This window comes from Chelatococcus asaccharovorans (assembly GCF_003201475.1).
Lineage (GTDB): Bacteria > Pseudomonadota > Alphaproteobacteria > Rhizobiales > Beijerinckiaceae > Chelatococcus > Chelatococcus asaccharovorans.
Genome location: NZ_QJJK01000015.1, coordinates 19,279 through 42,622 on the forward strand (window position 1 = coordinate 19,279; position 23,344 = coordinate 42,622).

Consider the following 23,344-nt stretch of genomic DNA (forward strand, 5'->3'; position numbering starts at 1 on the left):
AGGCAGGACAACGGCGGTCAGCGATTCAAGGTCGCCTGTTCCGTGATCGGCGGCGCAAGATTCAGTGAACCTTTGAGCACGTAGCCGTAGTTGAGCGCCTTGTTATGCACCCAGACCTGCATCAGGCTGAAGAGGGGAACGCCGCAGACCTGATCGAAGATCTTCTTCTGGGCTTCCGACCAAAGCTTGATCCGCTCTTCGTCCGTCGCGGCTTTCCGCGCGGCGTTGATATCCGCGTCGGCGGCGTCGCAATGCGCAAAATTCGTCACGGCGGTCGGCTTTCCGATCGATGCATCGGAATGGTAAAACTGGCTGAGGTAGCTGTCTGCGACCGGATAGCGTGCCGCCCCATAAAAGACCAGATCGCTGAGATCCTTGCGGATTTGCTCGTGATAGGTGGGATGGTCGACGACTTTCATCTGCATATTGATCCCGACGTCCGCCAACTGCGCCTGGATGACCTCCATGATCGGCTGCTGGGCTGAACTCGAGGACACCACGGCCGACAGGGTCAGCCCGCTTTTGAGGCCGGCCTCCGCCAGGAGCTGTTTCGACGTTTCCGGGTCATATTTGTAAGTCCAGGTGCAATCCTCGCCGAGATAATCGTTCGGTACCGAAGAGCAGCCCTTGAGCGCAACGCCGGCGCCGACGAACTGGACGATCTGGTCGACATTGATCGCGTGAGCGATCGCCTCGCGCACCTTCACATTGTCGAGCGGCTTGCGTGCCATGTTGATGAACACGGTGCGATATTCACCCGGCGCGAAGATGTCGACGACGGCATTGCCCCAGGATTTGGCCTGATCGACCCAGCGTTGCTCACGCTTTCCGTAGATCAGATCGAGTTCACCGGAGCGGAACGCCAGTTCGCGGCTTGAGTCTGAGGGAATGAGATCGACGCGGATGTCGTCAATCTTCGGTGCGCCGCGGAAGTAGTCTGGAAAAGCCTTCAGATAGACCGACTGTTGCGTCACCGCCTTGTCGAACTGAAACGGGCCCGTACCGACCGGCGCCGCCTTGAACTTCGCCCCGAGAGCCTCTGCCGCTTTCTTGCTGACGATATTGCCGCCATGATAGTTGGCAAGGAGACCAAGGAAGCCGGGGACGGGCTCGCTGAGCGTGATGCGAACGGTCAAAGGATCGACGGCTTCGATCGATGTGAAGGCGGCGTAGTCGCTTGAAAAGGAAGAGGTGTCGGGGCTTTTGGCGCGCTGCAGGGAAAACACCACATCGTCGGCGGAAACAGTCCCATAATCCCCGTGAAACTTCACGTCCTTGCGCAGCTTGAATGTCCAGACCAGACCGTCAGGAGAGCTTGTCCAACTCTCTGCAAGATCCGGTTCAATCCTTTTCGGATCAGCGCTTCCCGGGGCAAAGCGGACGAGACCGTTGAAAATCCACGAGACAATTGCCACGTCCTGCGTGTTGCTTGCCCTGGCGGGATCGAGCGTGGAAATATCGGCGGCGCCCACCGCGACCCTGAGAGTCGCGGCATAGGCGACCCCGGGCGCGATCCAGCCGGTCAACGCCGAAGCCGCAATAGCAGCGATAATGCTCTTCCCGAACTTTTTTGACATGTTCCGCTCCGTAATTTTCTTTTCTGACGAATTATTTGGTAAACGTCATAAGTGTCAAAGTCGCTATTTTAGGCGCCCTATTCGCTATGGTTATACCGAAGAGGTTCCCCGGCCGACGCCATGCGTTCTCGCCATAGCTCATCCGAGCACCATCGGAGACCGTAGCTTTCCCGAACGGGAATCATGAGAGACTGCTCACCGCGACTGGGCCTTCTGGAGCCCACGCCGGCCCACAAGCCCGGCGCCGCATGAGAGACGCCATACGGCGGCTTCTGTCACCGTGCGGATTGCGGCCAGCATGTCTCCTTAGTGCTCCCGCGCGGGCTGGACACAGAGTCCGTTCTCTGCATATCGAGCCGATATCGCCAATGTATTGGTCTTTGGATATCCCGCGTGGCATCAATCCTGTGTCTAGGAAATATATAAAATAAAAAGGAGGGGTATAATGCGCGAATCGCCAGCCACGATAGAGTCATCATGGTTGTTAACAGTCGCTGTAACAACAGTTTGCCTTTCGATATGTCTGCACGCTTCACCGTCCCGGGCTCGGTTTTCGAAGCGAATAAACTGATACCTGACGCGATGCGCGATTTATGTCCTGTTGACGAATAGGCGTGTCCACAGGCGGACGGCGGCTATAGAAATGAAACCGCGGCCGCTGTCTGCCTTCGTGACATAGCGGGTGCAACGCCGCCAGTTTTTTCAGCGCGTTAAGCAGTTGTCGATCCGGTTACGTAGCGCGCAGATGACGTCCTTATCTGGTTCCCGCGCGGTCCACCCTCCGCCGCCTCACGGGACGGCTTGCCCGGTTACTCTGCTCTCGATGAATTCCGCCGCGGCGGTAACACCATCGTCCTGCCGGATCGCGATGCCAAGATTGGATGCCCGCTTGCGCATGCGCGGGTCGTCCATCGCCAGGATCGCCGCCGCCAGGCTTTCGGCCGAGAGAGCTTTTCGGTTGAGAGCAGCCGGGCCTACACCCAGCGCCGCGACCCGTCTTCCCCAGAACGGCTGATCGCCGAAGAATGGACAGATGGCCGTGGGCTTGCCTGCACGGAGAGACGCAGCCGTGGTTCCGGCGCCGCCGTGATGCACGGTGGCGGCGACCCGTGGAAACAATCTGTCGTGGGGCGCCCCGGCGATGACGTGGACGTTGCGAGGTACACGCCGCGCCTCCAGCGCCCCGCCCCCGATCGCCAGCAGACCGCGCTTGCCGGTTTTGGCGAGAGCCTCGATGACGATCGCGGCCATTCGCTGAGGATCGAGCCCGGGCATGCTGCCGAAGCCGACATAGATCGGTGGCTCGCCGGCATCAAGGAACGCCGTCAACGCGTCGGGCGGTCGCCATGTCGCACTGTCGAGGAACCAATAGCCGCTGACCAGCACATCTGGGCCCCAATCGGGCGGCACCGGAACGACATGCGGGCTATAGGCATAGAGCGTGCCGAGGAATTGGCCGGCGCCGGAGCGGCGGCCCGTAAGTCCCAGCGATGTCGTTCGCCAGTCGCGAATCTCCTTGCCGAATAGGAAATCCGCCCCCTTGATCGCCAGGGCATGACTGGCGCGGTTCAGCGGACCGAGCGAAGCAAACGGGAGCATTGGGCTGGGAAAGGCCGAGGTCGGCGTGAAGCCTGGCAGCGGCGATGCAAGTATGTGCGGACATCCAAGCGATTCGGCCATATGTGGCGCCGCAATCGATTTGGGATGGTGGACGATCACATCCGGATGGAAGGCTCTGACGGCCGCCCACTCGTCATCCAGCAGGCGTCGCATCAACGGGCGCACATGCTTCAAGAGTTTGAATCCGGCGCTGAAGCCTCGACCGCCGGCGATCGCAGCCTTCCCCTCCGGCGTGTCCATCAGCGCCAGGAACTCACCCGGAAGCGCCGCAAAGGCGAGGCCATGCTCCCGGACCATGACGTCGAACTGGGTGGGTGCCGCGATTTGCACGCCGTGACCGCGCCCGACCAACCCCAATGCAAGCGCGATATAGGGCTGGACGTCGCCTCTGGTGCCGAGTGTCTCGATGGCTATGCGCACCCGGTGTCCTTTTTGGCATGCCTTGGCCATTCAAAAAAATAAATGGCAAATTCAAAGGCTTGGATGGTGTCAGATGATTCCATTCAAGGCGGATTTGCTCCAGCCTAGCGTGCAACCCTCCATATCGAAATCCGGGATCGAACAGCCGGGCAACTTCCTCGGATTTTCCGATGAAGCTCCACGGCAAATCTGCTTAGTGAACGTCGCGCCATTGCGTCGGCCAAGGATTGGACTACCGTTCACGCATGCGACGGCAGCGTCGGACATGCATGTCGCGGATGCGCATCGTCCGCGTTTTCAGGAGAACCACATGACTGCCCCACCCGTTTCTTCCAGGGACAACAAGCGCAAGATCGTGCTGGAATTCGAGCGCGGCGGACAACTGGTCGCGGATCTGTTGGACAACGATGCGCCGCAGACCGCAGAGGCCTTCTGGAAGAAGCTGCCGATGCGCGAGATGTGCGAGCATGCCAAGTTTTCCGGCTTCGTGCTGTCCATCCTGCCTGACCTCGACGTCGACAAGGCGGAAAACTCGCGCGCGATCGGCGTTCTGCCCGGCCAGATTCTGTTCAACCCCCATCTGAACAATTCGACCTGGCACAAACGTGAGATCTCGATTGTTTACGGTGTGGCGGCCATGCGTGACTCGTTCGGCTACGCGCCCTGCAACCTCGTGGCCAACATCGTTGGCGATCTCGACCTGCTGCGTGAAATCGGCATCCGGATTCATCACGACGGTCGCGAACACGTCGAGATCAAGCGCTACGAGCCGGAAGAATAGGCAAGCACTCGGGATCCGAAATTGCCGACGCATGGCGACATCCCCCGCCATGCGAGGGGTTAGCTGTGCCGCCCTGTGAGCGTTAAGTCATGCGCATGCGAGTTGTCCTGGCCCTGCTTCTGCCCGTGCTGCTGCTGCTCGCAGTGTTCTTCGTGGTGCCGATCATCACGGTTCTCGCCGCGAGCTTCGACACCAGCGATCCGCAACGGGTCGCCGGCTGGGCGGCCTACTGGAAGCTGGCTTCGGACACGTATTACGTGCGTGTCTTCATTCAGACATTCGTGTTCGCGATCGCGCTGACGGTGCTCACGCTGCTGTTCGGCTATCCAATCGCCTCCTTCATAGCACGCACATCAGCGGTCGAGCGCGGGATCGTCATCTTTCTGGTCATCGCGCCGCTGCTGATCAGCATGGTGGTGCGTTCCTACGGATGGCAGCTCATCCTCGGCAATAGCGGGCTCGTCAATACTGTCCTCGCGGCGGCCGGCCTCGTTCCGGTGCACTTCATGGCGGGCTGGACGGCTGTCACGATCGCCTCCGTGCATGTGCTGCTGCCCTTCGCCGTCATCTCCATCGCAGGCGTGCTGTCGAGCCTTGACAGGTCGATCGAGGAATCCGCCGCCGTGCTCGGGGCATCGCCCGTCAAGGTGTTCTTCCTCGTCACATTGCCCATGGCTCTCAACGGCCTCGTAACCGCTGCGACATTCGTCTTCCTGCTCGCCATGGGCAGCTTCGTCACCATCATGATGCTCGGCGGGCGCGGAACCATGGTCGTGCCGCTTCTGATCTACCAGCAGGTGACGATCACCTATGACCAGCCCTTCGCGTCCGCGATGGCGGCGGTTCTGATGGTGGTGACGCTGGGGATGCTCTTCGGGCAGTTTCGCCTTCTCAGGAAGAGGAGCGTCTGATGCGCAAACCGGCTCATCCCCTGCTGCGCGGCTATGTCTGGGTGATGATGGTATTCATGGCCCTGCCACTCGTCGTCGTCATCGGCGCATCCTTCAACCGCGGGGCCGCGATCAGGTTTCCTCCCGAAGGGATGACGTTGCACTGGTACGCAGAGGTATGGCGCAACGCCGACATGGTGCGCAGCGCCACCAACAGCCTGCTGCTCGCAGTCTGCGCGACCCTCATCTCCTTTATTATCGGCGTGCCGGCGGCACTGGCGCTGGTGCGTCATGTCCACAGGCACAGGGAGGCCCTGCAGGCGTTTCTTCTGTCGCCGATGACGGTGCCCGCGATCGTGCTCGGCATCGCCTTCCTCGTCTTCTTCGGCTGGACGGGCATGGGGCTGTCCTTCACCACGCTGCTGATCGCGCATGTCATCATCACCGTGCCCTATGTCATCCGCTCGGTCGCCGGCGTCTATCTCGGCGTGGCTGTTTCGATCGAGGAAGCCGCCAAGGTGTTGGGGGCCGATCCGTGGCAACTCTTCACCAAGGTGACGCTGCCGCTCATCATGCCGGGCGTGGTCGCAGGCGGGCTGTTCTCATTCATCATGTCGTTCGACAACGTGCCCGTGTCGATCTTCCTCACCCGACGCGAGACGCTGACGCTACCCGTCTATGTGATGAGCTACCTCGTTCACAATTTCGACCCGACGATCGCCGCGGTCTCCTCCGTACAGGTCCTCTTCACGACGGCCGCCATCATCGTCATCGAAAAATTCTACGGCATCCGCCGCCTCACCGAAACGATCTGAGGCACCCCGCAGGAACCCCACATGAACGAGCTCACACCAAAGCGGTCGATCAGGGTGGCGTCCATCCAGATGGCGTCGAAGGCCGGCGATAAGGCGGCCAATCTCGAGAAGGCCTCTGCCTTCATCCGCGAGGCGAGGGCGGATCTCGCGGTGCTGCCGGAACTGTTCTCGACCGAGTTTTTCGCCTCGGAGAAGGACACGGGTTTCTTCGACTACGCCGAACCGGTTGACGGCATCACCGTTTCGACCATGGCGAAGGTGGCACGGGAAACCGGCACCGCGATCGTGGCGCCCTTCTTCGAATATGCGCCGAACGGCGCCTTTCACAACGCGGCTGCCATGATCGACCGCGACGGCAGCGTCCTCGGCGTCTACCGGAAGACGCATATCCCGTTCACGAAGAGCTTCGAGAAGTTCTACTTCCAGCCGGGCAGCGCGTTTCCGGTGTTCGAGACGTCACTCGGCCGCATCGCGATCCTGATCTGTTACGACCGCTGGTTTCCGGAAGGCTGGTCACGTGTCCGCGAGGCCGGTGCGGAGATCGTCTGCGTGCCCATCGCGAGCTGGCGCTTCGAGGGCCAGTCCGAAGCGCCCTTCTGGGACGCCCTGCATCGGATCAGGGCGCGGGAGAACCTTCTCTACGTTGCCGCATCGAACAAGACCGGCCGCGAAGGCGACTACGACTACATCGGCCACAGTCTGATCGTCAGCCCCGGCGGCGAGGTCCTGAAGGAAGCGGACGAAGTTTTCGAAGGCGTGGTCATCGCGGAATGCGATCTCGACGCAGTGCGGCGCGAGCGCTCGCGCTGGCCCCTGCTGAGGGATCGAAGGCCTGAACTCTACTGAACGGCGGCTCCAGCAGCCGGCGACCCGCTGTCGGAGAAGAATGAGCTCCTCGCACCCGACAGACCGACAAAAACCAACTGCACCAATACCAGAGGGTCAGATCATGCAGATGAACAGACGCAATCTTCTCAAGGCTGGCGGCGCGCTGGGTGCGCTTATGCTCACGGGAGCCGGCCGTGCCCTTGCCGCCGCGCCGAAGCTCACCGTCAACACCTACGGCGGTCTCTATGCCAAGGCGGTGAACGAGAATTTCGTGGCGCATTATATCAAGCAGACCGGCGGCGAAGCGGTCGCTGTCGTCGACATTCCGTCGGCTGCGCTGTCGAAGATCCGTGCAACGATGCCAAAGCCGGACTACGACCTTTACATCGCCACCGCGAATGACACGCTGCGCGCCATCGAACTCGGTCTCGTCGAAGAGATCGCGCCCGCCGACCTTCCTGACCTGGTCAACCTGCCGGAACCCTCCTACGCCCAGTGGGGCAACAAGGCCGTAAGCTTTTCCTACGGAACGGGCGGCTTCCTCTATGACACGCGCAAGATCCCCAATCCGCCCAGGACCTGGGTGGAGTTTGCCGAGCGAACCGCCAAGGGCGAATTCGGCCGTGCTGTCGCAATTCCTTCGGCCAACCAGGCCGGCGTTCTGGAGGCGTGCGTGTTCCCGATCGTCCATGCCTTCGGCGGCACGATGGCCAATCCCGATATCGGTTTCAAGAAGCTCGCGGCGATGACGCCCTATGTCGCCAAGTTCTACAGCGACATGTCGGAAGTCGTGCAACTGATGGCCACGGGCGAGATCGCCATTGCGATCTATGTGGACGGCCGCTCCTGGGCGTTCGTTGACCAGAACCCGTGGGCGAACTTCATCGTGCCGGAGAAGGGCGGCACCTTCCAGTCGTCGCAGATCATGAAGGTGAAGAACTCTCCTGCCGATGCATGGAAGCTGATGAATGCCTTCATCAACGCCGACGCGGCGAAAGGTTTCGTGGCCATGATCAAGTATCCCGTCACCAACACCAAAGTGGTCTATCCGGAATCGATGAAAAACCGCGTGACGAACCCCAAGGATATCCTCTACCCGCCTTTCGCGGAGATCGCCAAGAACACACCGGCGCTCATCGAACGCTGGAACAAGGAAGTTGGCGGCTGATCGATGACAATGTCCGAGGATACGGGGACAGCCCGTTTTCAGGTCGAGCTTCGCAACGCCACGAAGCTCTACGGCGATTTCGCCGCGATCCGCGACATCAGTTTCGGCGTCGCCAAGGGGGAATTCTTCTCCATCCTCGGGCCCAGCGGGGGCGGCAAGACCACGGTGCTGCGCGCCATTGCCGGCCTCATCGACCTCACCTCCGGCGATCTTCTGATCGCCGGAGCCCCCGTCAATGGCGTGCCGGTCTACAGGCGCGGCATGGGCATCGTTTTCCAGAACTATGCCCTGTTCCCCCACATGAACGTGTTCGACAACATTGCCTTCGGCCTGCGGATGCGCAAGGTGGGCAAGCCGGAGGTCCATGCCCGCGTGACGGAGGCGATGGCGCGGGTGCATCTCGACGGCCTCGGGGGCCGGATGCCCTCCCAGCTGTCGGGCGGACAGCAGCAGCGCGTTGCGCTCGCGCGGGCCATCATCGTCAATCCGCGTGTGATCCTGCTGGACGAGCCGCTCGGCGCGCTGGATCGGAATCTGCGTATCGCGATGCAGGCGGAGCTCAAGTCGCTGCAGCGCGAACTGGCCATAACGACTGTCTGCGTGACGCATGATCAGGAAGAGGCTCTGTCGCTCTCCGACCGTATCGCCATTCTCAACAAGGGTGGCGTCGAGCAGATCGGAACGCCGATCGAAATCTATGAACGGCCGGCCAGCCGCTTCGTCGCAAGCTTCGTCGGCGGCACCAACCTTATCGAAGTGGTCGTGCACAGGAGCGACGCTGTTTCGACCGAGCTTATTCTCCCCGATGCGGATAGAACGCTTGTGCGCGTGAACAGCGGTGACGCGACCGTCGGTCGCGCGGTCACGTTGTCGTTGCGCTACGAGGCGATACGCATTGCGTCTTCCCCTTCGCCATCTCCAGGCGACGCGTCGGTTTTAGGCACCGTCACCAATATCGCGTATGGCGGCTCGGTGAGCATTTTCCACGTCGCGATCAACAACGGGCTGACGCTGGTCGTTGCCGCGAGCGGCAAGCCCCTCTTTGGACTGGGCGATACGGTCCATCTCTCATGGCCATCCGGCGCGGGACAGATCCTGCAAAGCTGACGGCGGAGGCTCCTTCTCTCTTCAAAACGCTACGAGGCAGACATGTATGAAAATGTGCAACTCTTCATCGCAGGCCGATGGAGGGAGGGGTCGGATGGTGCTTCACTTCCGGTCGTAAACCCCGCCGATGAACGGGTGATCGGCCAAGTATCCGTCGCAACGATTGCAGATCTCGACGAGGCGGCCGAAGCATCATGGCGCGGGTTCAAGGCCTGGAGCAAGGTGTCTGCATTCGAACGCAGCAAGATACTGCGCAAGGCTGCCGACCTCCTGCGCGAGCGCGCCGATGAGATCGGCCGGCTGATGACGCTTGAGCACGGCAAGACTCTGTTCGAGTCGCGTTTTGAAACCGTGCTCGGTGCCGATATTATCGACTGGTATGCCGAGGAAGGCAAACGTGCATACGGCAGGATCATTCCCGCTCGCCTCACTGGCGTGAGGCAAATGGTGATCAAGCAGCCGGTTGGACCCGTTGCCGCCTTCACGCCCTGGAATTTCCCGATCAACCAGGCCGTTCGCAAGATCGCCGGCGCGCTTGCCGCCGGATGCTCGATCGTGCTCAAGGGGCCGGAGGAAACACCGCGCTCCTGCGCCGAACTCGTTCGTGCATTCGTCGACGCCGGCGTGCCGGGCGATGCGGTCAACCTCGTCTATGGCGTGCCGGCTGAAATCTCCAGCCACCTCATTCCGCACCCGCTCATCCGTAAGATCACCTTCACCGGCTCAACGGCAGTGGGTAAGCAGCTCGCCTCGCTGGCGGGCGCCCATATGAAACGCATCACGATGGAACTCGGTGGACACGCACCGGTGGTCGTCATGGACGACGCGGATGTCCCGAACGCGGTGACCGCGCTGCGAACCTCCAAGTATCGCAACAACGGCCAGGTGTGTGTGTCTCCGACGCGCTTCCTGATCCAGGATGGGGTCTACGACCGGTTCGTCGCGACCTTCGTTGAGCAGACGAAGCAGATCAAGGTCGGCAACGGTCTGGAAGAGGACATAGATGTGGGCGCACTCGCCAATGACCGCCGGCTCTCTGCGATGGAAGTCCTGATTGCAGATGCGACCGCGCGTGGCGGCAAGGTCGCGACGGGGGGGCGGCGCATCGGCAATTCCGGCTTTTTTTTCGAGCCGACTGTGCTGACGGACGTTCCGACCGACGCCCGCATCATGAATGAGGAGCCGTTCGGCCCGGTGATCATCGCCAATCGTTTTGGCCACATCGAGGACGCCATCGCCGAGGCGAACCGGCTTCCTTATGGACTGGCGGCCTATGCCTACACCCGCTCGGCGAAGTCGATTGATATTCTTTCCGAGGCGTTCGAGTCCGGCATGGTATCTGTGAACCAGCAGGGGCTGGCCCTCCCCGAAACGCCGTTTGGAGGCGTCAAGGATTCGGGATACGGCTCCGAAGGTGGCTCGGAGGCGCTCGAGCCGTTCCTGAACACGAAGTTCGTGTCCCAGATCGGCGCCTGAGCAATCACGCTCCGAGGCGGATAGCCTGTCTCGGAGCGTCCGGCAAAACGCGACGCGCCTTGTCTGAGCGTGACAAGGCGGCCCTTATCATCCGAAAGAAACGACAATGACATTCTCGCTCATCGCACGCGATCCGGGAACCGGCATGTTCGGCATCGGCATCACAACGTCCAGCATCGCCGTCGGCAATCGTTGTCCTTGGGTGCGAGCCGGCGTGGGCGCCGTGACTACCCAGAGCCGGACTGACATCCGCCTGGGATCGCGCGGCCTCGATCTTCTCGAATCCGGGCTTTCAGCCCAGCAGACCGTCGATCAGCTTGTCGTCGAGAGTGAGTTTCCGGAGCGACGCCAGCTTGCCGCCATCGATCGTAACGGAAATGTCGCCTATTATTGCGGCCCCAATATTACGACGTTGAATTCAGGTTTTGCCGGCAAGAACTGCGTCTCGACCGGCAATGGTCTGGATAACACCGAAGTGCCGCGCAAGATGGTCGCGTATTTCGAGGCCGCCAGCGATGTTCCTTTCATCGCGCGGCTGCTTGGCGCGATCGATGCCGGCATCGCCGCCGGCGGCGAGTATGGCCCGGTGAAGGCCGCAGCCCTTCTCGTCGCGCATGAACATGAATGGCCACTGGTCGATTTGCGGGTCGACTACGAGGACGAGCCTGAAAAGAAGCTGAGGGAGCTATGGAACCTGTACGAGCCGCAGGTTGAGCACTACGTTACGCAGGTCTTGCGTCCGAACGAGATCCCCGCATCCAGATTTTGAAGCCGCATCTCAAGCTGCGGTGAATTTTCTCGTTTATTGTGGAGTGGAGCAAGTCCGCAAAAGACGGACTTGTTCCAGTGCGGACGGCGGCTGCCAAAAATACTGCCGAGATCCTCCCCCTTTACAGGGGCAGGGGATCGGGCCCCCGCGGCATCGGCGGCCGAGAAGATGAAGCTGTGGCAATGACACCGGTCATCCCCGGTTCGGCGCCGGCACGGTCATCGGCCTTGCGAGCCTCGCTTGCGCTGCCAGCCGGATACCGGCATTGGGAGCGCCGTAGCCGGCATAGCCATCGCGCTGGACGATCTCCAGGAAGAGCCCTCCGTCCAGCGTCTGTGTGTAGGCCTGGCGGAAGCTTCCGCCGGCGTCGGCGTCGTAGAGAATGTTCAGCGCTTTCATCACGGCAATATCCGCAGGCGCGAGTTCGCTCCGGGCCTCGAGGTCGTCATAGTAGTTCTCAGGGATCGGCAGCATCGCAAGGCCATTGGCGACGAGTTTCTGCACGGTATCGACGATGTCATTCGTGGCGAAGGCGATATGCTGCACGCCCGAACCGAAGAAATCGGTGACGAAGCGGGCCGACAGCGTGCGGTGGCTCTGCGAGCCATTGAGGATCAGCCGCAGTCCATGGCCGGTCTGACCGTCGAGGCCGCTCTCGATCACCTGGCTCTGGACGACCCCGCCCGGATCGAGGACCGCCTGGCTCGGCGCCTTTCGCGTGTCGAAGAGCGATGAATAGAAGAGCAGCCACGTCAGCATCTCCTCGTATTGCATGCTCTGCGAAACGTGATCGACGCCGGTGAGACCGACCCCGGCCGCGCTCTCGCCCGTCGCCTCGAAATCGACCTCGGACCAGCGCCCGAGCGCCGATGCCCGGTCGATGAAATAGATCAGGCTGCCGCCCAGCCCGCGTACGGCGGGGATGTCGAGTTCCCCGGGGCCGACCGCGCCTGCATGGGGAACATCGAGCAGCGCTTCGGCGCGCGCTGTCGCGGCCTGCGCATCAGGCACCCGCAGCGCCAGGGCGCAGACCGAGGTGCCGTGCGTAATCTGGTAGCTGTGGGCAAAGCCGTCATCCTCGCTGTTGAGGACGATACGGATGTCGTGCTGCTGCCAGAGGTCGACATCCTTGGAGCGATGCCTTCCCGTGCGGGCGAAGCCGAGCGTGCGCAGCAGCCGCTCAAAGCCGGGCCGCTCGACCTCCGAGACAGCGAACTCGATGAACTCGACGGCTTCGACCGGGCCGGGTGCGGGCATCGGCACGGCGCCCGGGATCGGCTGGCCGATCGTGCGCGCGGTCTCGTCGAGCAACCAGATTAACGAGCGATGGCCGTCGAGCGCGACCGAGCGCGCTGAACCTGCGCGGAAGCGGTCATTGAAGATCTCGAGGGACAACACGCCGTCATAGCCGGTGGCGACCAGCGCGCGCATGAAGCCGCTGAGGTCGAGTTCGCCCTGGCCCGGCAGGCAGCGCCAGTGCCGGCTCCACGACAGATAGTCCATCTGCAGCAGGGGCGCGTCGGCCATCTGCACCATGGCGATCTTCTCGCGCGGGATCGTGCCGATGGTGGACAGGTCGAGCCGGCGCGAGAGAACGTGGAAGGAATCGAGCACGATTCCCACCTCCGGCCGATTGGCGCGGCGCACGATCTCCCAGGCGTCGCGGTAGTCGAAGACGTGGCGGCCCCAGGCCAGGGCCTCATAGCCGACCTTGAGGCCGCGCCGGCCGGCGCGCTCACCGAGTTCCGTGAAATCGGCAGCGAGCCGCCCGATGCCGGAAAGCGCTTCGGGGGAGGTGTTGGAACAGACGAAGAGCAGGTCGCTGCCGAGTTCCTGGAGGAGATCGAACTTGCGTTCGGCCCGGTCGAAGACGCGCTGGCGGCGACCGTCCGGCATGCCTTCAAAATCGCGGAAGGGCTGGCAGGTCACAATGGCAAGCCCGAGATCGCCGCAGATGCGTTTGACTTCGGCCGGGGAACCGGGAAAGGCAATGAGGTCAATCTCGAAGATCTCGACCGCCGTGAACCCGGCGGCGGCGATCGCCTCCAGCTTTTCCTGCAAGGTCCCCGAAACACAGACCGTGGCGATGGACGGAATCATGGCTTGGCTCCATTGCTTCTCGAGCAAATTCGCCTTGAAGGGTATTGTCGGATACCATCCAGGTTGGTGAATTTGCTCGGCGATTGTCGCGCGGAGTAAGTCCGCGGAAGACAGACTTGCTCTAGAGCATTTTCGAGCGAAGTGGACACCGGTTCGCGTGAAGAAAATGCGCTAAAACAAAGACATTGAGCATTTTCGCGATTCGGAGAAACGCGAAAATGCTCTAAAGGCTGGCGGCGAGTTCAGGCCTCCCGATGCACCCTGTTTCAAGGACCAGAACGTGACCAGCCGCCGCTTCGCGTTGCCCCGCACCGGAGCGGGCGTTCGCCCAACCTGTTGGGCGCCGCGGGCAGGAGGTCAACCAGCATGGGGCGACGTTGCTCCTTGTGCGCTCGGCGCGACATGTCCGCCGAGGAAGAGCTGGCCCACACGCGGATCAGCCAGGAGCCTGTCTGCCCGCTCATGCATGCGGGTCTGGCCAAGTTCGAGCACGAGGCCATAGTCCGACATCGCCAGCGCGGCTTTGGCGTTCTGCTCGACCATCAGCACCGAAACACCCTGGTCGCGCAGGCGAAGGAGCGTGCGGAACACCTCCTGGACGAGGTTCGGCGAGAGGCCGATGGAGGGCTCGTCGATCAGGATCAGCTTCGGATCGAGCAGCAGGGCACGGGCGACCTCGAGTTGCTTCTGCTGGCCGCCGGAGAGCTCGATCGCCTTGCGGTCGCGAAACTCCCGCAGCATGGGAAACTGGTCCATCACCGCATCGATGCGTTTGCGCAGCTTGACCTGGTCCTGGGCCGTGATGCCGCCCAGCTCGAGGTTGTGATAGACCGACAGTTGCGGCACGACATTGCGTCCCTGCGGAACGTAGGTCACCCCATGGCCGATCATCTGGCGCGGCGACTGCCGCGTGACATCCTGCCCTTCGAGCAGGACCTGGCCGGACTGGATGTTGAGCAGGCCGAAGATTGCCTTGAACACCGTCGACTTGCCGGCACCGTTCGGTCCGATCACCGTGGTGATGGAGGGCTTCGGGATGGCGAAGGACACGCCGTTCAGGATCGTGATCTTGCCGTAGCCGCCATGTATGTTGCGCAGTTCGAGCATCATCACCCTCCGAGATAGGCGTCGATGACGGTCTGGTTCGCGCGGATCTCGTCGGGGCTCCCCTCGGCGATGACGGCACCCTCGGCGAGCACGATGATACGCGTGCACAGGCTCATCACGAATTCCATATTGTGCTCGATCACGACGAAGGTCGTGCCGTGTTCGGCGTTGTAGGCGGACAGGCGTTCCTTGAAATGCGACAGCATCGTCAGGTTCACGCCGCCGGCGGGTTCATCGAGAAGCACCAGGCTGGGCCCCGCCATGAAGGCCATGGCGGCATCGACGAGCTTCTGCTGGCCGTAGGAGAGCGAGCCGGCGAGTTCGTCGCGCAGATGTGTCAGGCGGAAGAACGCGATCATCCGCTCGGCCTCGCCGGTCAGGCCCGCATCCGGCGCGCCGAAGAGGCGCGAGAGCATCGTGCCGTGATGCTCCTGGCCGGCGAGGATGATGTTGTCGAGCACGGACATCTTCGGGAAGACCGAGAGCTGCTGGAAGGTGCGGCCGACGCCGAGCCTGTTCATCTGGGACGCGCGCATGCCCGCGACGCTGCGGCCGTTGACCGAGACCTCGCCGGCATCCGGCGCAAGCTGGCCCAGGATGCAATTGAACAGCGTCGATTTGCCGGAGCCGTTGGGGCCGATCAGCCCCAGAACCTCGCCCTTGTGAACGTCGAAGGAGACGCCGCGCACGGCGCGGATGCCGCCGAAGCTCTTCTCGATGTTGCGGATGGACAGTACGGGATCGCTCATTGGAGACCTGCCCCCTCCGCCATATCCGTTCGCACCTGTTGCTTCGGCCAGACCTTCGCCTTGAGCCGTCCCCAGACGCCGATCAGCCCCGACGGCACGAAGACCAGCATCACGATGACGAGCGCCGAATAGATGATGAGGTAATAGCCCTCGGTGAAGCGCAGCACCTCCGGCAGCAGGATGACGACCGCCGCGCCGATGAAGGGCCCGAAGAAATAGCCGGCGCCGCCGACCACCACCATCAGGAGGATGCGCAGCGAATGCGCGAGCCCGAACGAGCCCGGTTCGATGAATTGCACGAGGGGGGTGATGAGCGCGCCGGCCAGCCCGCCATAGACCGAGCCGATCGCGAAGGCGAGCAGCGTCACCCTGCGCGTGTCGACGCCGAGGCTCTCGGCACGGACCGGGTTCTCGCGCAGCGCCTTGAAGGCGCGACCCCAGGGCGAGCGCACGATGCCCCACAGCGCGAGCGCGGCGATGACCGTGATGCCCAGCGTGAAATAGTAGAACGGCAGATGCTTGTCGGTGGAGAACAGCCCGAAATCCGGCCGCGGCATGCCTGACAGCCCATAGGTGCCGCCGGTCAGCCAGTCCTCGTTGCGCAGGACGAGAAAGACCAGCGTGTTGAAGGCGAGTGTGACGAAGGCCAGGAAATGCCCTTTCACGCGCAGGGCGGGATAGCCGAGGATGAGACCGACGACGAAAGAGATGATCAGCGCGGGGGGCAGGGCGGCGAGCCAGTGCCAGCCGGCCAGCGTCAAAAGCGCCGTGACATAGGCACCGATCGCCATGAAGGAGGCCTGGGCCAGCGAGATCTGGCCGGCATAGCCCAGGGTGAGGTTGAGCCCCATGGCCGCGATGGTGAAGATCAGCCAGGAAGTCAGCACATAGATGATATAGTTCTTCTGGCCGATCGGCAGCAGGATCGCGGCCACCAGCAGAAGGGCGATCGCGACAGACCGCCAGACGTCCCTCACAGACAAGCCGCGCATCAGACAGCCCTCCCTTCGGAGGTTCCCATGATGCCCTGCGGCCGCACAAGAATGATCACGATGAGCAGCACCAGCGGCAGCGCGGCACGGTACTGCGCCGTGACATAGGTCGCGGTCAGATTGTCGAGCACGCCGATCAGGAGGCCGCCGACGAGCGCGCCGCGGATCTGGTTGAAGCCGCCGACGATTGCCGCGATGAAGGCGATCAGGCCGAGGGTCTCGCCGTTGGAGAACTTCGCCAGATAGACCGGGGTGATGAGGAAGGAGGCGAGGGCCGCCAGCGCCGCGTTGATCAGAAAGGTGTAGAGCACCATCCGCTTGACGTCGACGCCGAGGATCTCCGCGACGCCCGGATTCTGCGCCGTCGCCTGCATGCAGCGGCCGGTGCGGGTGCGGTTGAGGAAGAGCGTCAATAGAATGACGATACCCAGCGAGATGACGAGGTTGAGCAGATCGCGCAAGGACACCGCCGCGCCGAAGACATCGATCTGATCGCCGGGGAACATGGCCGGGAAGGGCTGTGCCTCGGCGCCGTAGAACTCCTTTGCGCTTTCCTTGAGCAGGATACCGAGCGCCATCGTCGCGATGATCAGGGTGATGCCGCCATGCGGCAGGATCGGCTCCACGATCAGCTTCTTGAACAGGAGGCCGAGCACGACGATCGAGACGGCGAAACCGAAGAGCAGCGCCACCCAGAAGGAGAGGCCCAGCCAGTGCATGCCGATCAGCACGAAGAAAGCCGGCACCATGACGAACTCGCCCTGGGCAAAGTTCACGGTCTGGGCGGCCTGCCAGACGAGGGTGAAGCCGATGGCGACGAGCGCGTAGACGGCGCCGGTCGCCAGGCCGGAGAGAAAAACCTGCAGGAATTGGGACATCGCGCGTCTTTTCGCTGGATCGCCGCGGCGGCACGCCGCCGCGGCCACGAGGAAAGCCGTCAGTTGGCGGGAACGGTGCCGATCACGACGGGTGAGCCGCCCTTGACCTGCACCATGAAGCTCGGCCTGGACATCTCACCGCGATCGTCCCAGCAGGTGTCGAGCAGGATCTTGGGGTGGTCCGCCGCCTTCAGGCAGAGCCCGTGCATGGTCTTGGCGAAGGCCTCGCCGTCCACCTTGCCGACCTTGTCGGTGACGTATTTTGTCGCCCAGACGCCGACATAACCCTTGATCGCATCATGGGTCGGCTTGCGCTTGAACGTGTCCTCGAAGGATTTGGCGAAGGCCGCGATACCGGGAACTTCCGTCGCCGTCGCCGTGACGCCGACATGGGCGATCGCGCCATCGGCTGCGTTGCCGGCGAGTTCGATGACCTTGGCCTCCGTCAGGGTGACCTCGCCGACCAAAGGCATCGGCAGCGCCTGCTTCTTCGCTTCGATCAGGAAGCGCGCGGATTCTTCCTGGTTCATATAGACGAAGACGGCGTCCGGGTTGGCACTCTTGATCTTCGCGACGTCGGCGGCGTAATCCGTCTGCGCCTGTTCCGAGGCGGCATCGACGACCACGTCGATCCCGGCCTTTTTCATCTCGGCGATGAACACGTTGCGCCCGCCCTTGCCGAATTCGTTGTTGACCCAGGCAACACCGACCTTCTTGGCCTTCAGCGTATCCTTGAAATAGGGGGTCAGAGCGGGAACGCCCTTCTGCGCACCGGAGGAGGTGCGATAGACGAAGGGATTGCCTTTCTCCACGATGGCCGGAGCTTCCGAGCCGACGAATTGCGGGATGCTGTTCTGCTTCGCGACGAGCATGTTGACCATGGTCGATCCGGAATAGACCGTGCCGATGATGGCGATCACGCCCTCATCGATCGCCTTCTGGACAAGCGCACGGGACACTTGCGGATCGGTCTGCGTGTCGTATTCGGGCATCTCGACCTTCTTGCCGAGGATGCCGCCGGCCGCATTGACCTCGGCGACGGCGAGCTTGGCGCCGTCACGCCAATTGGTGCCCGCCGGGGCACCCGCTCCCGACAACTCGGCGACAAGGCCGAGCTTGACCGTATCGGCCGCCTGCGCCGTACCGAGAGCGGCGGGCACGGCGATGGAAACGGCGAGCAGCAGGCTGCGGTATCTGTGCGATCGTGTCATGAATATCCTCCCAGCTATTGACGAGGGGTCTTTTAGGCACCGTCTCCCCCAAGCGCCACCCGTTCGACTTTTTCGTTCAGGAGACAGAACGTTAGCAAGTTCCCCGATAAGCCGTCTTCATGTCCTCTTCCAGCAGGAAATCCGTCAGGATCTCGGCCTGCGCGTCGAACATTCCGGCGCCGGTCATGGTCCGGCAGCCGCGCCGGCGGGCTTCTGTGATGAGTGGCGGGACCTCAGGCTTCGTAACCGCGCAGGCCACGAACTGTGACGACTGCAATCGCGACACATCGACCGGCAGCGGATCCGACGGCTGCATACCCATCGGGGTGGCATTGGCGACGAGGTCGAAGCCGGACGGATCGGCGCTGCCGCGCGTCACCCCGCCAGGGAAACGCTCCGCGAGCTTCGCAATCAGCGCATCGCGCCGCGTCTCATCGCGGTCATGGATGAGGACTTGGGCCGCGCCGCGCTCAAGCATCTCCAGCGCGATCGCGGATCCTGCACCGCCGGCACCGACGAGGAGGACACGCTTGCCGATGACTGCGAAGCCATTTTGGGCGAGGCCGTCGACATAGCCGCGGCCGTCCGTGTTGTCGCCATGCCAGCCCGACGGTGCGCGCCGCACGACATTGACGGCTCCGACGAAGGCGGCCCCTTCGGTCAGCGTTGCGCAGGCGAACACAGCGGCATGTTTATGCGGAATCGTGACGAGCAGGCCGTCGAGGTTGCGTACGGCCAGAAGCGTGTCGAAGAGCCTGGGCAGGTCGGCCTGCGCGACATGCATGGGCACCACGGCGGCATCGATGCCGCGCCTTTCCAGAATGCGCGTGATCGCGCCTGGCGAGCGCACCTGGGCGATGGGGTCTCCGACGACGGGAAAAAGACGTGTGGAGCCCGAGGGCAGGAAACCGTTCATCGGCCGGTTCCGCGCGAGACAAGCCACCGTACAGTGCAAAAGCCGTCGCACCGGCAGGACGAAGATGTCCGCGCAGCACTGTTCCGCAATTCCCTGGCGCCCTTCCTCATGGCCCTTGCATGTCCCTCTGCACGCATTCTTGGTTGAGGCGATGCTAGCCGAATTGAACGCTGATATCGCGTACCAAATCCTTGGGGAAGCATAACATGATGTTAAGGTCGGCGTTCGGCGGCGCTCCTGATCATGGGCCGCGAGCGCTGTGACCATGCCGTCATGTCTGCGCGTAGGAGGGTGAGGAACTGCTCTGCATAGGCGGAGAGGGGCAGGTCATTGCGATAGGCCGCGTAGGTGTAAAAGGCGTTCTCGGCGTCGATCTCAAGGCTCTTCAGCCCCCGGACCGCGTTGTGCGCGACCGTGAATTCGTCGATGATCGCGATACCAAGCCCGGCGGCGACGAGGCTGCACACGGTCGTGCCGAAGCGGGCCTTGATGTTCATGCGATAGTCTATGCCCGCCTCGGTGAACATCGCCGCCATGATCGATCCATAGGGATCACGGGGATCGATGCCGATCAACGGATGCTCGGCCATCTCGGCCGGAGTTATGCGGTCTCGTGCCGCGAGCGGGCTGTCCTGCGGGACGATGCAGAGCAGCCTGCCGCGTGCCAGCAGGGCGAATTCGATCAGCGGGTGATCGAAGCGCGAAGAAATCGCGACGAGCTCGCCACGCCCCAAGAGCAGATAGTCGATCGCCTCCTCGATCTTGAGGATATTGATGTCGAGGCCGAGATCGGGATAGCGCAGGCGCAATTGCGCGACAGCGCGCGGCAGCATGACATTGGCGATGCTCGGCACCGATGCGATGCGCAGCTCCTGGCTTGTCCCGCGGCCGAGATCGGCAATGGCCGCCTGCAGATCGGCAATCTTGCCGTGCACCGAATCGAGCAGATTGAAGATGTGGCGGGCCTCTGTCGTCGGAACGAAGCGCCCGGCGCGTCGGTCGAAGAGGCGCACGCCGAGCGAAGCTTCGGTATATTTCATCAGCCGGCTGAGGCCCGGCGCCGAGACGTTCAGCAGCTTCGCTGCACCGGCGATGCTGCCGGTGACCATGATTGCGCGAATGATCTCGATTTGCCGGAGCGTCAGCATCGCGTCCTCGGAGAACCGTCGTATCGCCTCATCACTATCATTCTTTCAGATTGCGGGGGTCTGGCGCTGATCTGCCGGGCCGCGCGCCTTCCGACCATCGCCGCTATAGGGGATCGTCATCGAGGAGTCATTCTGCTGTCAACGGGGCGACATGCGTCAGCCCCAACCTGTCGGCTCACTCCCGACCCGAAGAAAGACTCACTCGATGATGGTCCGTCTCCTACGCGCGATGCCGCTGACCGCCGTGCTCGCGACCACCGTTCTTGCTCAGCCCGCTCTTGCCCAACAGCCTGCTCCTGCCCAACAGCCCCTTCCTGCAACGCTTGCGGGTCATGCCATCCTGCCCGCGAAGAGCTTTGTCGCGGCGCCCGCGGATGCTCCTGCCGATCTCAGGACATCGGGCAAGTTCACGACCGGCAAGCGCGTCGACGCGGTCGATACGGTCGAGGGATTGTCCAACGGACGTCCCACCGGCCTGAAGTTGCCGTTCACCGGCCAACCGCTGCAGGGCCATTCCGGCATCAAGAAGATGGCCGACGGCACGTTCTGGGTATTGACCGACAACGGCATGGGCGCCAAGGCCAATTCCCCGGATTCGATGCTTTATCTGAACCACTACCGCATCGACTGGGACAAGGGCGTTGTCGAGCGCCTGGGAACCGTCTTCCTGAGCGATCCCGACAAGAAGGTGCCGTTCCGCATTGCCAACGAGGGAACCGACAGGCGCTACCTCACGGGTTCGGATTTCGATCCCGAAAGCTTCCAGATCATCGGCGACAGGATCTGGATCGGCGAGGAGTTCGGCCCTTATCTCATCCGTGCGGACATGACCGGCAAGGTCGAGGCGGTCATCGAGACGATGGTGGACGGCAAGCCGGCCCGCTCGCCCGATCACTATGCCGTCACGACGCCGGCTGCGCCCAATCAGCCGGTCGCTTTCAACGTGCGCCGCTCGAAGGGCTACGAGGGCATGGCGGCGTCGACGGACGGCCGCTTCCTCTATCCATTGCTCGAAGGTCCCCTGTGGGACGCCGAGAAGAAGGACTGGGAAAAGACGGCTGATGGCAAGGAATATCTGCGTATCCTGGAGTTCGATGTTGCCGCCGGGGCGTGGACCGGCCGTCACTGGAAATATGTTCTCGAGCAAAACGGCAACGCCATCGGCGATTTCAACATGATCGACCCGGCCATGGGCCTGATCATCGAGCGCGATAACGGTGAAGGCACGGCCGACAAGGCTTGCCCCGAAGGCCAGAAGCGTCCGGATTGCTTTGCCGATATCGCCAAGTTCAAGCGCATCTACAAGGTGGAGCTCAACGATGCCAACGCCAACGGCTTGGCACGCAAAGTCGCTTACATCGATCTGATGAAGATCGCCGATCCGAACAAGAAGGCACGCAAACCGCTGAACGGTGATGTGCTGACCTTCCCCTTCTTCACCATCGAGGACGTTGATCTGATCGACGACCGTCACATCATCGTCGGCAACGACAACAACCTGCCATTCTCTTCGAGCCGCGAACCCAACATCCAGGATGACAACGAGTTCGTGCTGCTGGACGTCGCGGATTTCCTGAAGGCGCGCTGATCGCGCGACACATCTGCACAAATGGAGCGCCTCCGGAGCCATCCGGAGGCGCTTTCGATTCAGGGGGTCTTCCTCTCCGCTGGGTCGACTGAGGTGAGCGTCAGGGGCCGGCTTCCGACACCGCGCTTCCTTGATCACTTTGATTTAAGAAAAACTTTCTTACAAATGCGAATGGATCGCACTTGCAAAAAAGCTCCGGGATGGGCATTTTTGTAATGCGACTTAATCGCAATAAGGAGAAATCGATGATGGGTTGGGCAAGGCGGTCAGTGCTGGCGGGGGCGTTGGGTCTCGCCGCGGCATCGCTTCTCACCGCCTCACCGGCGACAGCCGAGGACAAATTCAAGGCTGTAACAACCTTTACCGTCATCGCCGATATCGCCAAAAACGTGGCGGGCGATGCGGCCGTGGTCGAATCCATCACCAAGCCCGGTGCGGAAATTCACAACTACCAGCCGACGCCCGGCGATATCCAGAAGGCCCAGGGCGCGCAGCTCATCCTGTGGAATGGGCTCAATCTCGAACTCTGGTTCGCGAGGTTCTTCCAGAACCTCAAGGATGTGCCTGGCGTCGTGGTGTCACAGGGTGTGGAACCGATGAGCATCAGCGAAGGGCCTTATACCGGCAAACCCAATCCCCATGCCTGGATGTCACCGACCGCCGCGCTGATCTATGTCGACAATATCCGCGATGCCTTCGTCAAATACGATCCTAAGAACGCAGAGACCTATCGGGCCAATGCCGAAGCCTACAAGGCCAGGATCACTGCGGCGATCGATCCGATCAAGGCCGAGCTCGCGGCCGTTCCGGAGAACAAGCGCTGGCTGGTGTCGAGTGAGGGTGCCTTTTCCTATCTCGCCCGCGATTTCGGCCTGAAGGAGATCTATCTCTGGCCGATCAACGCCGACCAGCAGGGCACGCCCCAGCAGGTTCGCAAGGTTATCGATGCCGTCAGGAAGAACGGGATCAGGGTCGTCTTCTCCGAGAGCACCATCTCCGACAAGCCAGCAAGACAAGTGGCGCGTGAGACGGGGGCCAAGTACGGTGGTGTGCTTTACGTCGATTCGCTGACCGAGGCGGATGGTCCTGTGCCGACCTATATTGATCTTCTGCGTGTCACCTCCGATACGGTCGCCAGGGGACTTGCCCAGTGAATGCAATGCCCCAAGCTGTCGCCGCCCAACACGCCCAAGCCGCCTTAGCC

The 23,344-nt window shown here is 62.2% G+C and carries 20 protein-coding genes; 10 read left to right on the forward strand and 10 right to left on the reverse strand.

Annotated features, from left to right (window positions below; translation table 11 throughout):
- Positions 1–17 precede the first annotated feature (17 nt).
- Together C7450_RS28085 and C7450_RS28090 are read right to left on the reverse strand one after the other, a co-directional pair.
- Positions 18–1,577, reverse strand: coding sequence for an ABC transporter substrate-binding protein (locus tag C7450_RS28085; protein ID WP_110377809.1), 1,560 nt, complete (start codon positions 1,575–1,577; stop codon positions 18–20).
- Positions 1,578–2,366: 789 nt separating this feature from the next.
- Entirely contained in the window at positions 2,367–3,617 is a 1,251-nt protein-coding gene (locus tag C7450_RS28090) for a glycosyltransferase (protein WP_110377913.1), read from the reverse strand.
- Positions 3,618–3,690: 73 nt separating this feature from the next.
- Here C7450_RS28090 and C7450_RS28095 point away from each other — a divergent pair, with 73 nt between their 5' ends.
- From C7450_RS28095 to C7450_RS28130, 8 genes are all read left to right on the forward strand, one after another.
- Positions 3,691–4,398, forward strand: a complete 708-nt coding sequence (locus C7450_RS28095; protein WP_170147487.1) for a DUF3830 family protein — start codon at positions 3,691–3,693, stop codon at positions 4,396–4,398.
- Between the two features lie 89 nt (positions 4,399–4,487).
- Positions 4,488–5,309 (forward strand): ABC transporter permease, encoded by an 822-nt coding sequence (locus tag C7450_RS28100; RefSeq protein ID WP_110377810.1) that lies wholly within the window; start codon positions 4,488–4,490, stop codon positions 5,307–5,309.
- Entirely contained in the window at positions 5,309–6,103 is a 795-nt protein-coding gene (locus C7450_RS28105; protein WP_110377811.1) for an ABC transporter permease, read from the forward strand. Before C7450_RS28100 ends, C7450_RS28105 begins: the two co-directional genes overlap by 1 nt.
- Before the next feature lie 21 nt (positions 6,104–6,124).
- Positions 6,125–6,949 (forward strand): carbon-nitrogen hydrolase family protein, encoded by an 825-nt coding sequence (locus C7450_RS28110; protein WP_110377812.1) that lies wholly within the window; start codon positions 6,125–6,127, stop codon positions 6,947–6,949.
- Between the two features lie 103 nt (positions 6,950–7,052).
- Positions 7,053–8,099, forward strand: coding sequence for an ABC transporter substrate-binding protein (locus C7450_RS28115; RefSeq protein ID WP_170147488.1), 1,047 nt, complete (start codon positions 7,053–7,055; stop codon positions 8,097–8,099).
- A 3-nt stretch (positions 8,100–8,102) separates the two neighbouring features.
- Complete coding sequence (locus C7450_RS28120) at positions 8,103–9,206, forward strand: ABC transporter ATP-binding protein (protein ID WP_245450166.1); 1,104 nt, start codon at positions 8,103–8,105, stop codon at positions 9,204–9,206.
- Between the two features lie 42 nt (positions 9,207–9,248).
- A complete protein-coding gene (locus C7450_RS28125; RefSeq protein ID WP_110377815.1) occupies positions 9,249–10,682 on the forward strand; it encodes an NAD-dependent succinate-semialdehyde dehydrogenase in 1,434 nt (477 codons plus the stop codon).
- Between the two features lie 106 nt (positions 10,683–10,788).
- Positions 10,789–11,451, forward strand: a complete 663-nt coding sequence (locus tag C7450_RS28130; RefSeq protein ID WP_110377816.1) for a DUF1028 domain-containing protein — start codon at positions 10,789–10,791, stop codon at positions 11,449–11,451.
- A gap of 192 nt (positions 11,452–11,643) precedes the next feature.
- Here C7450_RS28130 and C7450_RS28135 read toward each other — a convergent pair whose 3' ends face one another.
- From C7450_RS28135 to C7450_RS28170, 8 genes are all read right to left on the reverse strand, one after another.
- The gene (locus C7450_RS28135) at positions 11,644–13,551 is read right to left on the reverse strand and encodes a bifunctional sugar phosphate isomerase/epimerase/4-hydroxyphenylpyruvate dioxygenase family protein (protein WP_110377817.1); all 1,908 of its coding nucleotides are present in this window, start codon (positions 13,549–13,551) and stop codon (positions 11,644–11,646) included.
- Positions 13,552–13,908: 357 nt separating this feature from the next.
- Entirely contained in the window at positions 13,909–14,658 is a 750-nt protein-coding gene (locus tag C7450_RS28140; protein ID WP_110377818.1) for an ABC transporter ATP-binding protein, read from the reverse strand.
- A 2-nt stretch (positions 14,659–14,660) separates the two neighbouring features.
- On the reverse strand, positions 14,661–15,407 hold the full coding sequence (locus C7450_RS28145; protein WP_110377819.1) for an ABC transporter ATP-binding protein: 747 nt from the start codon (positions 15,405–15,407) through the stop codon (positions 14,661–14,663).
- Positions 15,404–16,399, reverse strand: coding sequence for a branched-chain amino acid ABC transporter permease (locus C7450_RS28150; protein ID WP_110377820.1), 996 nt, complete (start codon positions 16,397–16,399; stop codon positions 15,404–15,406). The genes C7450_RS28145 and C7450_RS28150 overlap by 4 nt, the downstream gene beginning before the upstream one ends.
- A complete protein-coding gene (locus tag C7450_RS28155) occupies positions 16,399–17,277 on the reverse strand; it encodes a branched-chain amino acid ABC transporter permease (RefSeq protein ID WP_110377821.1) in 879 nt (292 codons plus the stop codon). The genes C7450_RS28150 and C7450_RS28155 overlap by 1 nt, the downstream gene beginning before the upstream one ends.
- Before the next feature lie 59 nt (positions 17,278–17,336).
- Positions 17,337–18,488 carry an ABC transporter substrate-binding protein gene (locus C7450_RS28160; RefSeq protein WP_110377822.1) on the reverse strand — a complete coding sequence of 384 codons (1,152 nt, stop codon included), beginning with the start codon at positions 18,486–18,488 and terminating at the stop codon, positions 17,337–17,339.
- A gap of 91 nt (positions 18,489–18,579) precedes the next feature.
- Entirely contained in the window at positions 18,580–19,404 is an 825-nt protein-coding gene (locus C7450_RS28165; protein ID WP_110377823.1) for a shikimate dehydrogenase family protein, read from the reverse strand.
- A gap of 212 nt (positions 19,405–19,616) precedes the next feature.
- Positions 19,617–20,552: a LysR family transcriptional regulator gene (locus C7450_RS28170; protein ID WP_110377824.1), complete on the reverse strand. Its 936-nt coding sequence runs from the start codon at positions 20,550–20,552 to the stop codon at positions 19,617–19,619.
- A 205-nt stretch (positions 20,553–20,757) separates the two neighbouring features.
- Here C7450_RS28170 and C7450_RS28175 point away from each other — a divergent pair, with 205 nt between their 5' ends.
- Complete coding sequence (locus C7450_RS28175) at positions 20,758–22,140, forward strand: esterase-like activity of phytase family protein (protein WP_245450168.1); 1,383 nt, start codon at positions 20,758–20,760, stop codon at positions 22,138–22,140.
- Between the two features lie 245 nt (positions 22,141–22,385).
- Positions 22,386–23,294 (forward strand): metal ABC transporter substrate-binding protein, encoded by a 909-nt coding sequence (locus C7450_RS28180; protein ID WP_110377826.1) that lies wholly within the window; start codon positions 22,386–22,388, stop codon positions 23,292–23,294.
- Positions 23,295–23,344: the final 50 nt, after the last annotated feature.